We start from the raw sequence: 14,398 nt of genomic DNA on the forward strand, positions 1-14,398 counted from the left end.
GGAGGGCGTCATGAGGACGCACGACCGCCTGCGCATTGCCATCCAGAAATCCGGCCGCCTGTCGGACCCCGCCCGCGACCTGCTCGCGCGCGCCGGCCTGGGCTTCCGCGAAAGCCGCGACCGGCTGTTCTGCTACGGCGAATCCCTGCCCATCGACCTGCTGCTGGTGCGCGACGACGACATCCCCGGCCTGATCGCCGAGGGCACCTGCGACCTGGGCGTGGTGGGCCAGAACGTGCTCGAGGAGCAGGCGCTGGAACGCGAGGCCGCCGGCCAGCCCGAGGCCTACCGCGCCATCCGCGAGCTCGGCTTCGGCCGCTGCCGCCTGTCGGTGGCCGTGCCCAACGACTGGGAATGGACCGGTCCCTCGCGCCTCGAAGGCACGCGCCTGGCCACCAGCTACCCGCAGCTGCTGGCGCGCTGGCTGCGCGGGCAGGGCGTGCAGGCCGAGCCGGTGGTGCTGTCGGGTTCGGTGGAAATCGCCCCGCGCCTGGGCAAGGCCGAGGCCATCTGCGACCTCGTTTCCACCGGCGCCACGCTGCTGGCCAACCAGCTCAAGGAAACCGCCGTGGTGTTCGAAAGCCAGGCCGTGCTGGTGGCGCCGGCACAGCCCTTCGGCGACGCCCGCGCCGAGCTGGCGGCCATGCTGCTGCGCCGCCTTGACGCGGTGCTGAGCGTGCGTGCCAGCAAACTGGTGCTGTTCCAGGCCGCGCGCGACGCGGTGCCGGCGCTGCTGGAGCTGCTGCCCGACGCCGAACCGCCGACCGTGATGGCCATCGAGGGCCAGCGCGACCAGGTGGCCCTGCAGGCCCTGTGCCGCAGCGCCATGACCTGGCAGCGCCTGGAGGACATGAAACGCGCCGGGGCCACGGGCCTGCTGGTGCTTCCGGTGGAGCAGATGCTGGCATGAAGCGCGTGGACTGGAAAACCCTGGACGACGCGGCCCGCGCCGCCTGCCTGGCGCGCCCGGGCGGCGGCGAGCAGGCCGACGTGGAGGCGGCCGTGCGCCGCATCTTCGAGCAGGTGCGCGCCGACGGTGACTCGGCGCTGCGCGCGCTGACCCGCCGCTTCGACGGCGTCGAGCTCGGCGCCTTCGAGGTCACGGCCGACGAATTCGCCAGCGCCGAGCAATCCGTCACGCCCGCGCTGCGCGCCGCCATGGTGGAAGCCCGCGGCCGCCTGCTGGCCTGGCACCGCGCCGGCATGGCCGCGCCCTTTGAAATCGAAACCGCGCCGGGCGTGAGCTGCGGACGCATGCTGCGGCCGATCCGCCGCGTCGGCCTGTACGTGCCGGCGGGCAGCGCGCCGCTGCCGTCCACCGCGCTGATGCTGGGCGTGCCGGCCGAACTGGCCGGCTGCGACGAGGTGGTGCTGTGCACGCCGCCGCGCGCCGACGGCAGCGCCGACCCGGCGGTGCTGGTGGCCGCGCGCCTGTGCGGCATCACCCGCGTGTTCAAGCTCGGCGGGGCCCAGGCCATCGCCGCCCTGGCGGTGGGCACAGCTTCGGTGCCGCGCTGCGACAAGCTCTTCGGCCCGGGCAACCGCTACGTCACCACCGCCAAGCAGTTCGCCGCGATGATGGCCGGCGGCCCGGCCATCGACATGCCGGCCGGCCCCTCGGAAGTGCTGGTGATCGCCGATGCCGGCGCGCCGCCGGTGCACGTGGCGGCTGATTTGCTCTCGCAGGCCGAGCACGGCCCCGATTCGCAGGTGGTGCTGGCCACCGATTCGCCCGCGCTGGCCGACGCCGTCGCCGCCGAGGTGGCGCGCCAGGTGGCGGAGCTGCCGCGTGAGGCCATTGCCACCGCGGCGCTGGAGCACGCGCGCCTGATCGTCGTCGGCCAGCTCGAAGACGCCTTCGCGCTCAGCAACGACTACGCCCCCGAACACCTGATCCTGGCCGTGCGCGAACCGCGCCGCTGGCTCGAGGCCGTGCGCAGCGCCGGCTCGGTCTTCCTGGGCGACTTCGCCCCCGAGGGCCTGGGCGACTACTGTTCGGGCACCAACCACGTGCTGCCCACCAACGGCGCCGCGCGCGCCTGGAGCGGCGTGAGCGTGCAGAGTTTCCAGAAGGCCATCAGCTTCCAGGAAGTGAGCCGCGCCGGCCTGGCCGCCATCGGCCCCTGCGCGGTGGAGATGGCGCGCGCGGAAGGCCTGGAGGCGCACGCGCAGTCGGTGCTTCGACGCCTGGAGGGCGCCGCATGAATTCCGCCACGGAAAGCCTGATGGCGCTGGTGCGGCCCGACCTGCGCGGCTTCGCCGGCTACAGCTCGGCGCGGCGCGCGGCTGTCACGGGCTCGATTTGGCTCAACGCCAACGAAAGCGCCTGGCGCAACCCGGCCGACGCCGGCACCGGCGCCAACCGCTACCCCGACCCGCAGCCGGCCGAACTGCGCGCCCGCCTGGCCACGCTCTACGGCGTGCGCGCCGAGCAGGTGCTGGTGGGCCGCGGCAGCGACGAAGCCATCGACCTGCTGGTGCGCGCGCTCTGCCGCCCCGGCCAGGACGCCGTCGTCGTGGCGCCGCCGGTATTCGGCATGTACGCCGTGAGCGCGCGCCTGCAGGGCGCGCCGCTGGTGGAAGTGCCGCTGCGCGACAGCGCCGCCGGCTTCGAGCCCGACCTCGACGGCCTGGCCAGCGCCGCCGTGGCCAGCGGCGCCAAGCTGGTGTTCGTGTGCTCGCCCGCGAACCCGACCGGCCAGGCCGTGCCGCCGGCCGACCTGCTGGCCCTGGCGCGCCGCCTGGCCGGCCGCGCCATCGTAGTGGTGGACGAGGCCTACGGCGAGTACAGCGAGTACCCGTCCATCGCCACCGAAATCTCCGCGCAGCCCAACCTGGCCGTGCTGCGCACGCTGTCGAAGGCGCACGCGCTGGCCGCGGCGCGCATCGGCTGCCTGCTGGCCGACCCGGCCCTGGTGGCGGTGCTGCGCAACTGCCAGGCGCCGTACCCGCTGCCGTCACCCTGCGTGCAGATGGCGCTGGCCGGCCTGTCCGAACCGGCGCTGGCAATCACCCGGGCGCAGGTGCAGACCGTGCGCGCCGAACGCGAACGCCTGCGTTCCGAACTGGCGGCCTGCGCGGGCGTGCGCCGCGTGTACCCGTCGCAGGGCAACTACCTGCTGGCGCGCTTCGAGGACGCCGAGGCCGCCTTCGCGCGCCTGCTGGCGGCCGGCGTGGTGGTGCGCGACATGCGCGCCTCGCCGCAGCTGGGCGACGCGCTGCGCATCAGCATCGGCCGCCCCGAGGAGAACGACGCCGTGCTGGCGGCGCTGCAGGCGGGGAGGGCGGCGGCATGAGCGGCACGCGCATCGCTTTCCTCGACCGCGACGGCACGCTGATCGAAGAGCCGGCCGACTTCCAGATCGACAGCTTCGAAAAGCTTCGCTTCGTCGAGGGCATGATCCCGGCGCTGCTGCAGCTGCGCGACGCCGGCTTCGAGTTCGTCATGGTCACCAACCAGGACGGCCTGGGCACGGCAAGCTTCCCGCGCGAAACCTTCGAGGGCCCGCACGCGCTGATGATGCAGCTGCTCGAATCCCAGGGCATCCGCTTCCGCGAAGTGCTGGTGGACGAGAGCTTCGAGCACGAGAACAAGCCCACCCGCAAGCCGGGCCTGGGCATGCTCATGCACTACCTGCGCGACCGCAGCATCGACCTGGCCAACTCGGTCGTGGTGGGCGACCGCGACACCGACCTGCAGCTGGCCCGCAACCTGGGCTGCCGCGGCTTCCGCCTGGGCCCCGGCTTCGAAACCTGGGCCAGCATCGCCCACGCGCTGGTGGACGCGCCGCGCACGGCCGTGGTGGAGCGCAAGACCAAGGAAACCCAGGTGCGCGTTTCAGTCGACCTCGACCGCAGCGCCGATCCGCGCGTGCGCACCGGCCACGGCTTCTTCGACCACATGCTCGAGCAGCTGGGCAAACACGGCGGCTTCGCGCTGGAGCTCGAGTGCAGCGGCGACTTGCACATCGACGAGCACCACACGGTGGAAGACTGCGGCCTGGCCCTGGGCCAGGCGCTGAAGCAGGCCCTGGCCGACAAGCGCGGCGTGGCCCGCTACGGCGACTCGGTGGGCCGCGGCGCCATCACCCTGCCCATGGACGAAACCCTGGCCGGCGCGGCGGTGGACCTGTCGGGCCGCCCGTACTTCGTGTTCGAAGGCCAGTTCAGCCGGCCGGAGGTGGGTGGGCTGTCCACTGAACTGGTGCCGCACTTCTTCCGTTCGCTCAGCGACGAGGCGGGCCTGAGCCTGCACCTGCGCGTGCAGGGCGAAAACACCCACCACCAGGTCGAAGCCTGCTTCAAGGCGGTGGCGCGCGCGCTGCGCAAGGCCATCCGCCGCCAGGGTCGCGACCTGCCGAGCACCAAGGGCACGCTGTGAACGTGGTGCTGGTGGACTCGGGCGGCGCCAACCTGGGCTCGGTGCGTTATGCGCTCGAGCGCCTGGGCGCGACGCCGGTGGTGAGCGGAGACGCCGCGGTCATCGCCGCCGCCGACCGCGTGATCCTGCCGGGCGTGGGCGCCGCCGGCCCCGGCATGGCGCGCCTGCGCGAGCTGGGCCTGGTGCAGCCGCTGCGCGAACTGCGCCGGCCGCTGCTGGGCATCTGCCTGGGCATGCAGCTGCTGTTCGACGGTTCGGAGGAGGGTGGCGAAACCTGCCTCGGCCTCATCCCCGGCCAGGTGCGGCGCATGCCGGAATCGCCCGGCGTGCGCGTGCCGCACATGGGCTGGAACCGGCTGCAGGCGCGGCGCGAAAGCCCGCTGCTGCGCGGCATCGCCGACGGCGCCCAGGCCTATTTCGTGCACAGCTACGCCGCGCCGGTCACCGCCGACACCGTGGCCGGGAGCGTGCATGGGCAGCCGTTCGCGGCCGTCGTGCAGCGCGGCAACGTCGCCGGCGCGCAGTTCCACCCCGAACGCTCTGGCGCCGTGGGTGCGCGCCTGCTGGCGAATTTCCTGGAGTACGGCGTGGCATGAACACCTACACGATCTACCCGGCCATCGACGTGCGCGACGGCGCGGTGGTGCGCCTGGTGCAGGGCGACTACGACCGCGAAACCCGCTACCCGGCCGACCCGCTGGCGCTGGCGAAACAGTACGCCGCGGCCGGCGCCGCCTGGCTGCACCTGGTGGACCTCGACGCCGCCCGCGCCGGCGGTTACACCCTGGCCCCGCTGTTGGCGCGCCTGAAGGCCGAAACCCGGCTGAAGGTGCAGACCGGCGGCGGCGTGCGCGGCGAGGCCGACGTCGAAGCCCTGCTCGCGGCCGGCGCCGATCGCGTGGTGATCGGCTCGCTGGCGGTGCGCGAACCCGGCCGCGTGGCGAGCTGGGTGGGCCGCTACGGCGCCGACCGCATCACCCTGGCGCTCGACAGCCGCCGCGATGCCGAAGGCCGCTGGCGCCTGCCCGTTCACGGCTGGACCGAGCCCGGCGAGAAGGAGCTCGACGTGCTCGCCGCCGCCTATGCCGAAGTCGGCCTGCGCCACCTGCTGTGCACCGACATCGCCCGCGACGGCATGCTCTCGGGCCCCAACCTCGACCTCTACCGCTACCTGTGCGGTCGCTTCCCGCGCGTGGAAGTGCAGGCCTCCGGTGGCGCCCGCGACGCCGCCGACGTGGTGGCCGCGCGCGAAGCCGGCTGCCGCGGCATCGTGCTGGGCAAGGCCCTGCTCGAAGGCCGGCTGGCGCTGGCCGACGCGCTGGCGGAGGCGCGGCCATGCTGAGCCGCCGGCTGATTCCTTGCCTGGACGTGCGCGACGGCCAGGTGGTGAAGGGCGTGCGCTTCCGCGACCACGTGGTGATGGGCGCCATCGAAGACCTGGCGCTGCGCTACCGCGACGAGGGCGCCGACGAGCTCGTGTTTTACGACATCACCGCCAGCCCGCAGGGCCGCGCGGTGGACGTGGGCTGGGTGGAACGCGTGGCGCGCCTGATCGACATCCCGTTCTGCGTGGCCGGTGGCATCCGTTCAGTGGAACAGGCCCGCGCGGTGCTGCACGCCGGCGCCGACAAGGTGTCGGTGAACACGCCGGCGCTTGAGCGCCCGGAGCTCATCGCCGAACTGGCCGCTGCCTTCGGCGTGCAGTGCGTGGTGGTGGGCGTGGACAGCCTGCGCGACGCCGACGGCGAATGGCGCGTGCGCGCCTACACCGGCGACCCCGACCGCACCCGCGCGCTGCCGCGCCGCACGCTCGACTGGGTGGCCGAGGCGCAGGCCCTGGGCGCGGGCGAGATCGTGCTCAACTGCATGGGCGCCGACGGCGTGCGCCAGGGTTACGACCTGGAACAGCTGCGCGCCGTGCGCGCCATTTGCCGCGTGCCGCTGGTGGCCTCGGGCGGCGCCGGCACGGCGCAGCACTTCGCCGCCGCTTTCCTGGAAGCCGACGCGGACGCCGCGCTCGCGGCCAGCGTCTTCCACTCCGGCGCCGTCCGGATCCCCGAACTCAAGACCGCCCTGCGCGCGCAGGGCATCGAGGTGCGCGATGTCGCCTGAACAAATCGAGGCCCTGGCCTGGGACAAGCAGCAAGGCCTGCTGCCCGCCGTGGTGCAGGACGCCCGCACCCGCCGCGTGCTGATGCTGGGCTACATGGACCGCGCCGCGCTCGAGGCCACGCTGGCCACGCGCCGCGTCACCTTCTTCAGCCGCAGCAGGCAGCGCCTGTGGATGAAGGGCGAAAGCAGCGGCGACGTGCTGGAGCTGGTGTCGCTGGAAGCCGACTGCGACGCCGACACCCTGCTGGTGCAGGCCACGCCGCGCGGCCCCACCTGCCACCTGGGCCGCGCCAGCTGTTTCCCCGGCGCGCCCGGCGATTTCCTGGCCGAGCTCGACGGCATCGTCGCGCGCCGCGAACGCGACCGCCCCGAGGGCAGCTACAGCACCAAGCTGTTCGAAGCCGGCCCGCGCCGCATCGCCCAGAAGGTGGGCGAGGAGGGCGTGGAAACCGCGCTCGCCGCCGTGGCGCAGGACGACATCGCGCTGCTGGGCGAGGCCGCCGACCTGGTCTTCCACCTGACGGTGCTGCTGCGTGCCCGCGGCCTGGGCCTGGCCGACGTGGAAGCCGTGCTGCGCGACCGCCACGCCGCCGCTGCGCGCTGAGGCCGTCCCGGCGATAATCGGCGCAGTCCTTCCGGAGCGCCGCATGCGCCAGTTCCTGTTCGTCCTCGCGCTGGCCGCCAGCGCGCCCGCCGCGGCGCTGGCGCCGGCCTGCAACGCCGGCACCGTGTTCGAAGACCGCGACGGCGACGGCCAGCGCGGCGCCGGTGAAACGCCGCTGGCCGGCGTGCTGGTGTCCGATGGCCGCCGCCTGGTGCGCACCGGGGCCGACGGCCGCTGGTCGCTGCCGCTGGCCGCCGACCACACGGTGTTCGTCATCAAGCCCGCGGGTTTCGCCTTTCCCACCGGCGACGACGGCCTGCCGGTGTTCTGGCGCCACGTGCAGCTGGCGCCGGGCCCGGCGCTGCGTTTCGGCGGCATCGCGCCGGCGCGGCCGGCCTGCCGCGACTTCGCCCTGCGCCGCGTGCAGGCTCCGGCGGGCGCGCCGCTGCGAGTGCTGGTGTTCGGCGACCCGCAGCCCAAGACCGGCAAGGACGTGGGCTACTACGAACGCGACATCGTGGCGCCGCTCGTGGCCAATGCGGGCGGCCAGCGGGCGGCCGACCTCGGCCTGACGCTCGGCGACGTGGTGAGCGACGACCTGGCCCTGTACCCGGCCATGAACCGCATCACCGCGCGCCTGCGCACGCCCTGGCTGCACGCCGCCGGCAACCACGACCTCGACTTCGATGCCGCCGGCGACGAGGACTCGCTGCGCACCTTCCGCCGCCACTTCGGCCCCGACACCTTCGCCTGGGAAGAGCCGCAGGCCAGCTTCGTCGTGCTCGACGACGTGATCTACCGGCCGGGCCAGTCGCCGGCCTACGTCGGCGGCCTGCGCGAGGCCCAGTTCGAATTCCTGGCCGCCTACCTGGCCACGCTGCCGAAGGACCGGCGCCTGGTGCTGGCGGCGCACATCCCGTTTTTCGACGAGCCGGGCCGGGAAACCTTCCGCCGCGCCGACCGCGAGCGCCTGTTCGCGATGCTTAAACCTTTCCGCAAGGTGCTGCTGCTCACGGCGCACGGCCACGTGCAGCGCCACCACCGCCACGGCCCCGCCGACGGCTGGCTGGGCGCCGAGCCGCTGCACGAATACAACGTGGGCGCGGCCTGCGGCGGCTACTGGAGCGGTCCGGCCGACGCGGCCGGCATCCCGGATTCACGCATGTCCGACGGCACGCCGAACGGCTACGCCACCGCGGAGTTCAGCGCGGCGGGCGAGTATTCCCTGCGCTGGCACGTGGCCCGCGGCGGCGACGCGGCCCTGCACCTGCACGCGCCCAAGGTGCTGCGCCGCGGCGCCTACCCGGCGGCGGGCGTGTACGCGAACGTGTACATGGCCGAGGCCGACACGCGGGTGGAGTACCGCGTCGCCGGCGGCGAATGGAAGCCGATGCAGCGCGTGGCCGAACCCGACCCGGCGCTGCGCTGGGAAAACCTGCGCGACGATGCCGCGGAAACCCTGCGGGCCTACGACCGCCTGCCGGAAGCCGAGGCGCCCACGCACCTGTGGCGCGGCAAGGTGCCCACCGACCTGGCCGAGGGCGAACACACCATCGAGGTGCGCGCCTTCGACCGCTGGCGCGGCGAGGTGGGGGCGGGCACGGTGTACCGGCTGGAAACGCGCGCCGACTGAGCGGCGCGGTTCAGGGCGTGATGTCGGCGAAGCTCTCGACGCGGGCGTGGCCGTGGGTGGCTTCGCCCAGGCGCGGCTGCGGGTAGTCGTTGCGGCGGTCGAGCAGCACGGTGCCCAGGCCGGCCTCGCGGGCGGCGTCGAGTTCCTCGACCACGTCGGAGAGGAACAGCAGCTCGCCGGCCGGCACGCCCAGCGCGGCGGAAATGCGGCGGTAGCTTTCGGCCTCGCGCTTGCCGCCGGTTTCGGTGTCGAACCAGCCGGAGATGAGCGGGGTCAGGTCGCCGGCGTCACTGTGGCCGAAGAACAGCTTCTGCGCCGGCACCGAGCCCGAGGAATACACGGCGATGCGGTGGCCGGCGGCGTGCCAGCGGCCCAGCGCCTCGACGGCGTCGGGGTACATGTGCGCGGTGAAGTCGGCGCTGCCGTAACCCTTCTCCCACAGCATGCCCTGCAGGGCCTTGAGCGCGGTGTGCTTGCGGTCGGCGTCGATCCAGCCCTGCAGCGTTTCCACGATCATCTCGTCCTGGCACAGGCCGCCGTTCTCGGCCGCCACCACGTCCAGCCAGCGCCGCACCTCAGGCTCGTGGCCATGCGCCGCCACGAAGGCGGGCAGGGCGCGGCGCGCATACGGGAACAGCACGTCCTTCACGAACGAAATGCTGCTCGTCGTGCCCTCGATGTCGGTGAGTATTGTGCGCACGTCAGCCCGCCTGCCCGGGTTCATAGCGCGGGAAACGCTGGGCGATGTCGGTGCCGGTGAAGTGGCCGACCCAGCCGTCGGGCTGGGTGAAGAAGCGGATGGCGATGAAGCTCGGCTCCGGGCCCATGTCGAACCAGTGCGTGGTGCCGTCGGGCACGCCGATCAGGTCGCCGGCCTCGCAGCGTACTTCGTAGACCTTTCCGTCCACGTGCAGCGAGAACAGGCCCGAGCCGGCCACGAAGAAGCGCACCTCGTCTTCCTTGTGGAAGTGCTCGTCCAGGAACTTGGCGCGGGCCGCGTCCTTGTTCGGGTTGTCCGGCGCGATCGACACCACGTCCACGCTGTTGAAGCCGTTTTCGGCCACCAGGCGGTCGATGTCGGCGCGGTAGGCGGCCATCACGTCCTCGGGCGAAGCGCCCGGCGCCACCGGCGCGCTGGCCTGCCACTGCTCGAAGCGCACGCCGATGGGCTTGAGGCGCCCGGCGATCAGCGCCAGGTCTTCGGTGGCGGAGAGCGGAGTGGTCGGGTCGGTGTCGTTGAAGATCCGAAGGCGGCTCATGCTTGCAGTCTCCTCAGGTCGAGTTCGCAGGCCAGCAGGAATTCGAAGGCCTCCAGGTGCCGGCGGGCCTCGGCCATGTCCTTGCCCCAGGCGTAAAGCCCGTGGCCGTTGATCAGGTAGCCCCACATGGGCTGCTGGTCGAGCAGGGTTTCCACCCACTCGGCGAGCTCGGCCATGTCCTGGGTGTTCGAAAGCACCGGCACGTCCACCGCCATTTCGTGGGTCTGGTTGCCGGCGAAGGCCTTGAGCAGCTCGTAGCCCTCCAGGTGCACGTGGCCCTGGCCGGCGTACAGGCGCGAGGCCACCGTCTGCACGTGCGAATGGGTGTGCAGCACGCAGCCGACCTCGGGGTAGCGGGCGTAGAGCTGGGTGTGCAGCCGGGTCTCGGCCGAGGGGCGGTGCGAGGTGGCCACCGGCCGGCCCTCGAAGTCCACCACCATGATGTCGTCCGGGCCCAGCCGGCCCTTGTCGCGGCCGGAGACCGTGATGGCGGCATGGCGCTCGTCGAGCCGCATCGAGAAGTTGCTGCTGGTGGCCGGGGTCCAGCCCAGGGCGGAGAGTTCCCGGGTGCTGGCGACGATCTCGGCGGCCCGCAGGGCCAGGCGGGCGGGGTCGTAGGGCAGGTTATTCATGAACCAAAGTCTAGCGGAAGCCGCGCGGCGCGTCGGCTTGACCTGCATCAACGCTGATTTCACCCAACGGGGGTATAGTCGGCCCCAGCCATCGGAATACCTCCGTAGCCAAGGGACCTGACCATGAACAACGTGAATTCCTCCCGCCGCGGTTTCCTCGTCAAGGCCGCCATGCTGGCCGCCGTGCCCTTCGTGGCGCCGGCGCTCATCGGCCAGGCCCACGCCCAGGAGCTCAAGCCGCTGCCGCTCGACAACGCCCAGGCCAAGGCGCTCGCCTACGCCGAGGACGCCAAGACCGTGAAGCACCCGAGCTTCAAGCCGGACAGCAACTGCGGCAACTGCCAGTTCTTCACCGCCGCCACCGGCGCCTGCACCCTGTTCCCGGGCTTCAAGGTCCCGGCCGGCGCCTGGTGCTCGGCCTGGGCCAAGAAGGCCTGAGTCCGCCCCGCGGGGGTTTTCCGGGGCCGTCTCGGCCCCTGAGACCGCCCGCCGGCTAGAATCCCCGGTATCGAACGATGCCGGGGATTTTCTTTTGTCAGCTTCCGAAACCACCTTCCTGCTGCTCGGCCTGCTGGTCGGCCTCGTGCTCGCCGGCGGCGCCAGCGTGGTCTTCGCGCGCCGCCGCCAGGGCGAACTGGCCGCCGAGCTGCGCCAGGTGCAGGAAGGCCGGCTGGGCGCCGAGGCCCGCGCCGCCGCCCTCGAGGCGCGCCTGCAGGAACAGGCCCAGGCCGCCGAGCAGCGCTACCGTGACCTGGAAACCTCCCGCGAGCGCCTGAAGGCCGAGTTCCAGGCCCTGGCCGCGGAAATCCTCGAGGACAAGTCCAAGCGCTTCGGCGAGCAGAACGCCACCCAGATCGGCCAGCTGCTCACCCCGCTGCGCGAGCAGATCGACGGCTTCCGCAAGTCGGTGAACGAGGCCTACGAAAAGGAAAACAACGCCCGCGTGGCGCTGCAGACCCGCATCGACGACCTGGTGCGCCTGAACCAGACGCTGGGCCAGGAGGCGCAGAGCCTCAGCCGCGCGCTCAGCAGCGACAACCGCAGCCAGGGCTACTGGGGCGAACTCAAGCTCGAGCGCCTGCTGGAAACCGCCGCGCTGGAGAAGGGCCGCGACTACTTCACCCAGGAAAGCTACAAGGACGGCGAGGGCGACCGCTACCGCCCCGACGCCGTGCTGCGCCTGCCCGAGGACAAGAGCATCGTCATCGACGCCAAGATGGTGCTGCTCGACTACCAGCGCGCCTGCGAGGCCGCCGACGAGGCCGAGCGCGAGGCGCACTTCGGCCGCCACGTGGTGGCGCTGCGCAACCACGTGCGCCTGCTGGGCGAGAAGGACTACAGCCGCCTGGAAGGGCTCACCAGCCCCGAGCTGGTGCTGATGTTCGTGCCGGTGGAAGCGGCCTTCCTGGAGGCCCTGCGCCGCGATCCGCAGCTCTACGGCTACGCCTTCGAGCGCAAGATCATCCTGGTGGGGCCGAGCAACCTGCTGGCCTCGCTGCGCCTGGTGGCGCAGATGTGGCGCACCGAGCACCAGAACGCCAACGCCAAGGCCATCTCCGACCGCGCCGCGGTGCTGTACGACAAGTTCGTCGGTTTCTCGGAAGACCTGCTCAAGGTGGGCGACGCGCTCAAGAAGGCGCAGGAACTGCACGGCTCGGCCGTGGACAAGCTCTCGCAGGGCCGCGGCAACCTGGTGCGCCAGGCCGAGATGCTGCGCAAGCTGGGCGTGGCGCCGTCCAAGCGCCTGCCGGGCACGCTGGTCGTTGACGAGAGCCCCGACGACAACGCGCTGCCGCCCGGGGAGGTGAAGCCGTGAGGCCGCTGCCGCCCGAGGCCGCCAAGTCCCTGGGCGAACAGCTCGGCGAGGCCATCGCCGGCGTCCAGGACGGGTCGCTGGAACTGGGCCGCCTGATGGACCAGTTCGGCGACGAAGGCCTGCTGCTGGTGACGGCGCTGATGGTGCTGGTGTTCCTGGTGCCGGTGTCGATTCCCGGCGTGAGCACCGTGTTCGGCGGCGCCATCCTGCTGGTGGGCATCAGCCGGCTCAGCGGCCGGCCGGTGTGGCTGCCGCGGCGCCTGCGCGAGCGGCCGCTGCCCGGCGACAAGGTGCGGGCCGCGCTCGGCGCCGGCCTGAAGTGGGTGCATCGCTTCGAGCGCATCAGCCGGCCGCACCGCATGCGCTGGCTGGTGGAGCGGCCGGGCTGGCGCCTGACCGGCGACCTGGCCTTCACCAACGCCGCGCTGCTGCTGATGGCGCCGCTGGGCTTCGTGCCCTTCAGCAACACGCTGCCGGGCATCGCACTGCTGTTCTACGCCATCGGCTTCATCCAGCGCGACGGCGTCTCGGTGCTCATCGGGCACGTGGCGCAGGTGGCCACGATTGCCTACTTCATCCTGCTGGCGGCCGGCGGTGGCGCCGCCTTCAAGGCGGTTCAGGGCTGGCTGGGCTGAGCCCGGCCACCGAGCAGGCGGAAGCCAACCCACGCCAGTAGCACCACCAGCGCGGCGCCGCCCACCATGGACCAGGGCGAAGAGAAGATCAGCAGTGAGCAGGCCAGCAGTGCGCCCACGCCGAGTGCGCGTTCCTTGAGGCCCGAAGGCCGCGTGGGCGTGCCCACCAGCAGGCTCAGGCCGGCGGCCACGTAGGCCAGCACCACCAGCAGCACCACCATGCCGATGATGGTTTCGAACTGCCCCGACACCGTCGGGGCCAGGGTGAGGAAGGCGATGGCGGTCATGGCGGCGGCGATGATGGCCAGGCCGGGGCCCGCGGCGCCGTTCGCCATCAGCCGCCCGAACACGGCAGGCAGGTAGCCGCGCTGCGCCGCGCGGGCGCCGGATTCACCCGACACCAGCATCCAGCCACCCAGCGTGCCGGTGGCCTTGAGCGCGGCCGCGGCGGCGATGACGGGAATGGCCCAGGCGCCGAAGATCTGCCCGGCCACCAGCGCGAACGGCGCGCTCGACGCCGCCAGTTCCGCCGCCGGCACGATGCCCATCACCAACACCGAGGACAGCAGGTAGACCACGCCGGCCAGCACGATGCCGCCCAGGGTGGCGCGCGGCACGTTCTCGTCCGGGTCGTGCACGATGCCGGCCACCATGGCGCCGGTTTCCAGGCCCACGAAGGCCCAGAAGATGGGCGCCAGGTTCGAGAACACCACGTGCGCGTCGGACTGGCCGGTGACGTTCCAGGCGGCCGCGTACAGGTCGGCGTCGAAGTGGCCCCAGCCGCCCAGCAGCACCACTGCCACCGGCAGCAGGCCGAACACCACGCAGAAGGACTGGAACTTCGCCACCTGGCGCGGACCCAGCAGGTTGATGGCGAACATCAGCCAGATTAGCCCGACCTGGCCGGCGATGCGCCAGGTGCTGTCGCCGCCGTCGATCGGCAGCAGGGTGACCAGGTAACCGAAGGCCGCCACGGCGATGGCGTTGTTGCCGATCCAGGACGAGGCCCAGTACAGCGTGGTGGCCAGGAAGCCCATGTCGCGGCCCAGCGAGGGCCGCACGTAGTCGTCGGGGCAGTTGAGCTTGGGGTAGTCGCGGGCCAGGCGGGCGAAGGCGCCGCCCAGCACCACCGCGATCACCGTGCCGAGCAGCCAGCTCAGCGCGGTGACGCCGCCCTGGCCGGCCAGCGAGGCTGGCAGCAGGAAGAACCCGGAGCCGATCATGTTGTTGGCCACCACGAAGGTGGCCAACAACACGCCGAAAGTGCGCGGCGGGGAAGCGCGCCTCCGCCGCGGCGTCCGGCAGTGCGAAGCTTAGGTGGCGGTG

Annotated in this window: 16 protein-coding genes; 12 read left to right on the forward strand and 4 right to left on the reverse strand. The window is 72.4% G+C overall.

All coding sequences use genetic code 11. The annotated features are described in order from the left end of the window. Nucleotides 1-10: 10 nt before the first annotated feature. Genes hisG through ACE3Q2_RS01330 form a run of 9 tightly spaced genes read left to right on the forward strand, consistent with a single transcriptional unit; the run spans nt 11 to nt 8,730 of the window. On the forward strand, nt 11-910 hold the full coding sequence (hisG, locus tag ACE3Q2_RS01290) for an ATP phosphoribosyltransferase (protein ID WP_374472199.1): 900 nt from the start codon (nt 11-13) through the stop codon (nt 908-910). Then, nucleotides 907-2,205 carry a histidinol dehydrogenase gene (gene hisD / locus ACE3Q2_RS01295; RefSeq protein ID WP_374472201.1) on the forward strand — a complete coding sequence of 433 codons (1,299 nt, stop codon included), beginning with the start codon at nt 907-909 and terminating at the stop codon, nt 2,203-2,205. The genes hisG and hisD overlap by 4 nt, the downstream gene beginning before the upstream one ends. Further along, a complete protein-coding gene (hisC, locus tag ACE3Q2_RS01300) occupies nt 2,202-3,296 on the forward strand; it encodes a histidinol-phosphate transaminase (protein ID WP_374472203.1) in 1,095 nt (364 codons plus the stop codon). Before hisD ends, hisC begins: the two co-directional genes overlap by 4 nt. Next, a complete protein-coding gene (gene hisB / locus ACE3Q2_RS01305; RefSeq protein ID WP_374472205.1) occupies nt 3,293-4,381 on the forward strand; it encodes a bifunctional histidinol-phosphatase/imidazoleglycerol-phosphate dehydratase HisB in 1,089 nt (362 codons plus the stop codon). The genes hisC and hisB overlap by 4 nt, the downstream gene beginning before the upstream one ends. Continuing rightward, nucleotides 4,378-4,977, forward strand: a complete 600-nt coding sequence (gene hisH / locus ACE3Q2_RS01310) for an imidazole glycerol phosphate synthase subunit HisH (RefSeq protein ID WP_231695996.1) — start codon at nt 4,378-4,380, stop codon at nt 4,975-4,977. Before hisB ends, hisH begins: the two co-directional genes overlap by 4 nt. Then, nucleotides 4,974-5,723, forward strand: coding sequence for a 1-(5-phosphoribosyl)-5-[(5-phosphoribosylamino)methylideneamino]imidazole-4-carboxamide isomerase (gene hisA, locus ACE3Q2_RS01315; protein WP_231695997.1), 750 nt, complete (start codon nt 4,974-4,976; stop codon nt 5,721-5,723). Before hisH ends, hisA begins: the two co-directional genes overlap by 4 nt. After that, nucleotides 5,717-6,493, forward strand: coding sequence for an imidazole glycerol phosphate synthase subunit HisF (hisF, locus tag ACE3Q2_RS01320; protein ID WP_231695998.1), 777 nt, complete (start codon nt 5,717-5,719; stop codon nt 6,491-6,493). Before hisA ends, hisF begins: the two co-directional genes overlap by 7 nt. Continuing rightward, nucleotides 6,483-7,097 (forward strand): bifunctional phosphoribosyl-AMP cyclohydrolase/phosphoribosyl-ATP diphosphatase HisIE, encoded by a 615-nt coding sequence (gene hisIE / locus ACE3Q2_RS01325; protein ID WP_231695999.1) that lies wholly within the window; start codon nt 6,483-6,485, stop codon nt 7,095-7,097. The genes hisF and hisIE overlap by 11 nt, the downstream gene beginning before the upstream one ends. A gap of 43 nt (nt 7,098-7,140) precedes the next feature. Then, a complete protein-coding gene (locus ACE3Q2_RS01330; RefSeq protein ID WP_374472209.1) occupies nt 7,141-8,730 on the forward strand; it encodes a calcineurin-like phosphoesterase C-terminal domain-containing protein in 1,590 nt (529 codons plus the stop codon). A 10-nt stretch (nt 8,731-8,740) separates the two neighbouring features. Here the strand turns inward: ACE3Q2_RS01330 and mtnC are convergent, their stop codons facing one another. The 3 genes from mtnC to ACE3Q2_RS01345 are packed head-to-tail and all read right to left on the reverse strand — an operon-like array spanning nt 8,741 to nt 10,621. Continuing rightward, complete coding sequence (mtnC, locus tag ACE3Q2_RS01335; RefSeq protein ID WP_374472211.1) at nt 8,741-9,454, reverse strand: acireductone synthase; 714 nt, start codon at nt 9,452-9,454, stop codon at nt 8,741-8,743. Next, a complete protein-coding gene (locus tag ACE3Q2_RS01340; protein ID WP_374472213.1) occupies nt 9,432-9,989 on the reverse strand; it encodes an acireductone dioxygenase in 558 nt (185 codons plus the stop codon). Before ACE3Q2_RS01340 ends, mtnC begins: the two co-directional genes overlap by 23 nt. Next, nucleotides 9,986-10,621 (reverse strand): methylthioribulose 1-phosphate dehydratase, encoded by a 636-nt coding sequence (locus tag ACE3Q2_RS01345; protein WP_374472215.1) that lies wholly within the window; start codon nt 10,619-10,621, stop codon nt 9,986-9,988. Before ACE3Q2_RS01345 ends, ACE3Q2_RS01340 begins: the two co-directional genes overlap by 4 nt. Before the next feature lie 123 nt (nt 10,622-10,744). Between ACE3Q2_RS01345 and ACE3Q2_RS01350 the strand changes: the two genes are divergently transcribed. The 3 genes from ACE3Q2_RS01350 to ACE3Q2_RS01360 all read left to right on the forward strand — a co-directional run bounded on the left by ACE3Q2_RS01350 (nt 10,745) and on the right by ACE3Q2_RS01360 (nt 13,072). Further along, nucleotides 10,745-11,059 carry a high-potential iron-sulfur protein gene (locus ACE3Q2_RS01350; protein WP_374472217.1) on the forward strand — a complete coding sequence of 105 codons (315 nt, stop codon included), beginning with the start codon at nt 10,745-10,747 and terminating at the stop codon, nt 11,057-11,059. Between the two features lie 94 nt (nt 11,060-11,153). Then, on the forward strand, nt 11,154-12,437 hold the full coding sequence (locus tag ACE3Q2_RS01355; RefSeq protein ID WP_374472219.1) for a DNA recombination protein RmuC: 1,284 nt from the start codon (nt 11,154-11,156) through the stop codon (nt 12,435-12,437). Beyond that, nucleotides 12,434-13,072: an exopolysaccharide biosynthesis protein gene (locus ACE3Q2_RS01360; RefSeq protein WP_374472221.1), complete on the forward strand. Its 639-nt coding sequence runs from the start codon at nt 12,434-12,436 to the stop codon at nt 13,070-13,072. Before ACE3Q2_RS01355 ends, ACE3Q2_RS01360 begins: the two co-directional genes overlap by 4 nt. Here ACE3Q2_RS01360 and ACE3Q2_RS01365 read toward each other — a convergent pair. Beyond that, nucleotides 13,054-14,328 carry an amino acid permease gene (locus ACE3Q2_RS01365; RefSeq protein ID WP_374472223.1) on the reverse strand — a complete coding sequence of 425 codons (1,275 nt, stop codon included), beginning with the start codon at nt 14,326-14,328 and terminating at the stop codon, nt 13,054-13,056. The two genes, ACE3Q2_RS01360 and ACE3Q2_RS01365, sit on opposite strands and share 19 nt — an antisense overlap. Between the last annotated feature and the right edge of the window lie 70 nt (nt 14,329-14,398).

The sequence above is a fragment of the Arenimonas sp. genome (assembly GCF_041913985.1).
GTDB lineage: Bacteria > Pseudomonadota > Gammaproteobacteria > Xanthomonadales > Xanthomonadaceae > Arenimonas.

Coding starts and splice junctions, on each gene's coding strand:
- hisG (WP_374472199.1), top strand. CDS start 11: ATGAGGACGCACGACCGCCTGCGCATTGCCATCCAGAAATCCGGCCGC.
- hisD (WP_374472201.1), top strand. CDS start 907: ATGAAGCGCGTGGACTGGAAAACCCTGGACGACGCGGCCCGCGCCGCC.
- hisC (WP_374472203.1), top strand. CDS start 2,202: ATGAATTCCGCCACGGAAAGCCTGATGGCGCTGGTGCGGCCCGACCTG.
- hisB (WP_374472205.1), top strand. CDS start 3,293: ATGAGCGGCACGCGCATCGCTTTCCTCGACCGCGACGGCACGCTGATC.
- hisA (WP_231695997.1), top strand. CDS start 4,974: ATGAACACCTACACGATCTACCCGGCCATCGACGTGCGCGACGGCGCG.
- hisF (WP_231695998.1), top strand. CDS start 5,717: ATGCTGAGCCGCCGGCTGATTCCTTGCCTGGACGTGCGCGACGGCCAG.
- hisIE (WP_231695999.1), top strand. CDS start 6,483: ATGTCGCCTGAACAAATCGAGGCCCTGGCCTGGGACAAGCAGCAAGGC.
- ACE3Q2_RS01330 (WP_374472209.1), top strand. CDS start 7,141: ATGCGCCAGTTCCTGTTCGTCCTCGCGCTGGCCGCCAGCGCGCCCGCC.
- mtnC (WP_374472211.1), bottom strand. CDS start 9,454: ATGAACCCGGGCAGGCGGGCTGACGTGCGCACAATACTCACCGACATC.
- ACE3Q2_RS01340 (WP_374472213.1), bottom strand. CDS start 9,989: ATGAGCCGCCTTCGGATCTTCAACGACACCGACCCGACCACTCCGCTC.
- ACE3Q2_RS01345 (WP_374472215.1), bottom strand. CDS start 10,621: ATGAATAACCTGCCCTACGACCCCGCCCGCCTGGCCCTGCGGGCCGCC.
- ACE3Q2_RS01350 (WP_374472217.1), top strand. CDS start 10,745: ATGAACAACGTGAATTCCTCCCGCCGCGGTTTCCTCGTCAAGGCCGCC.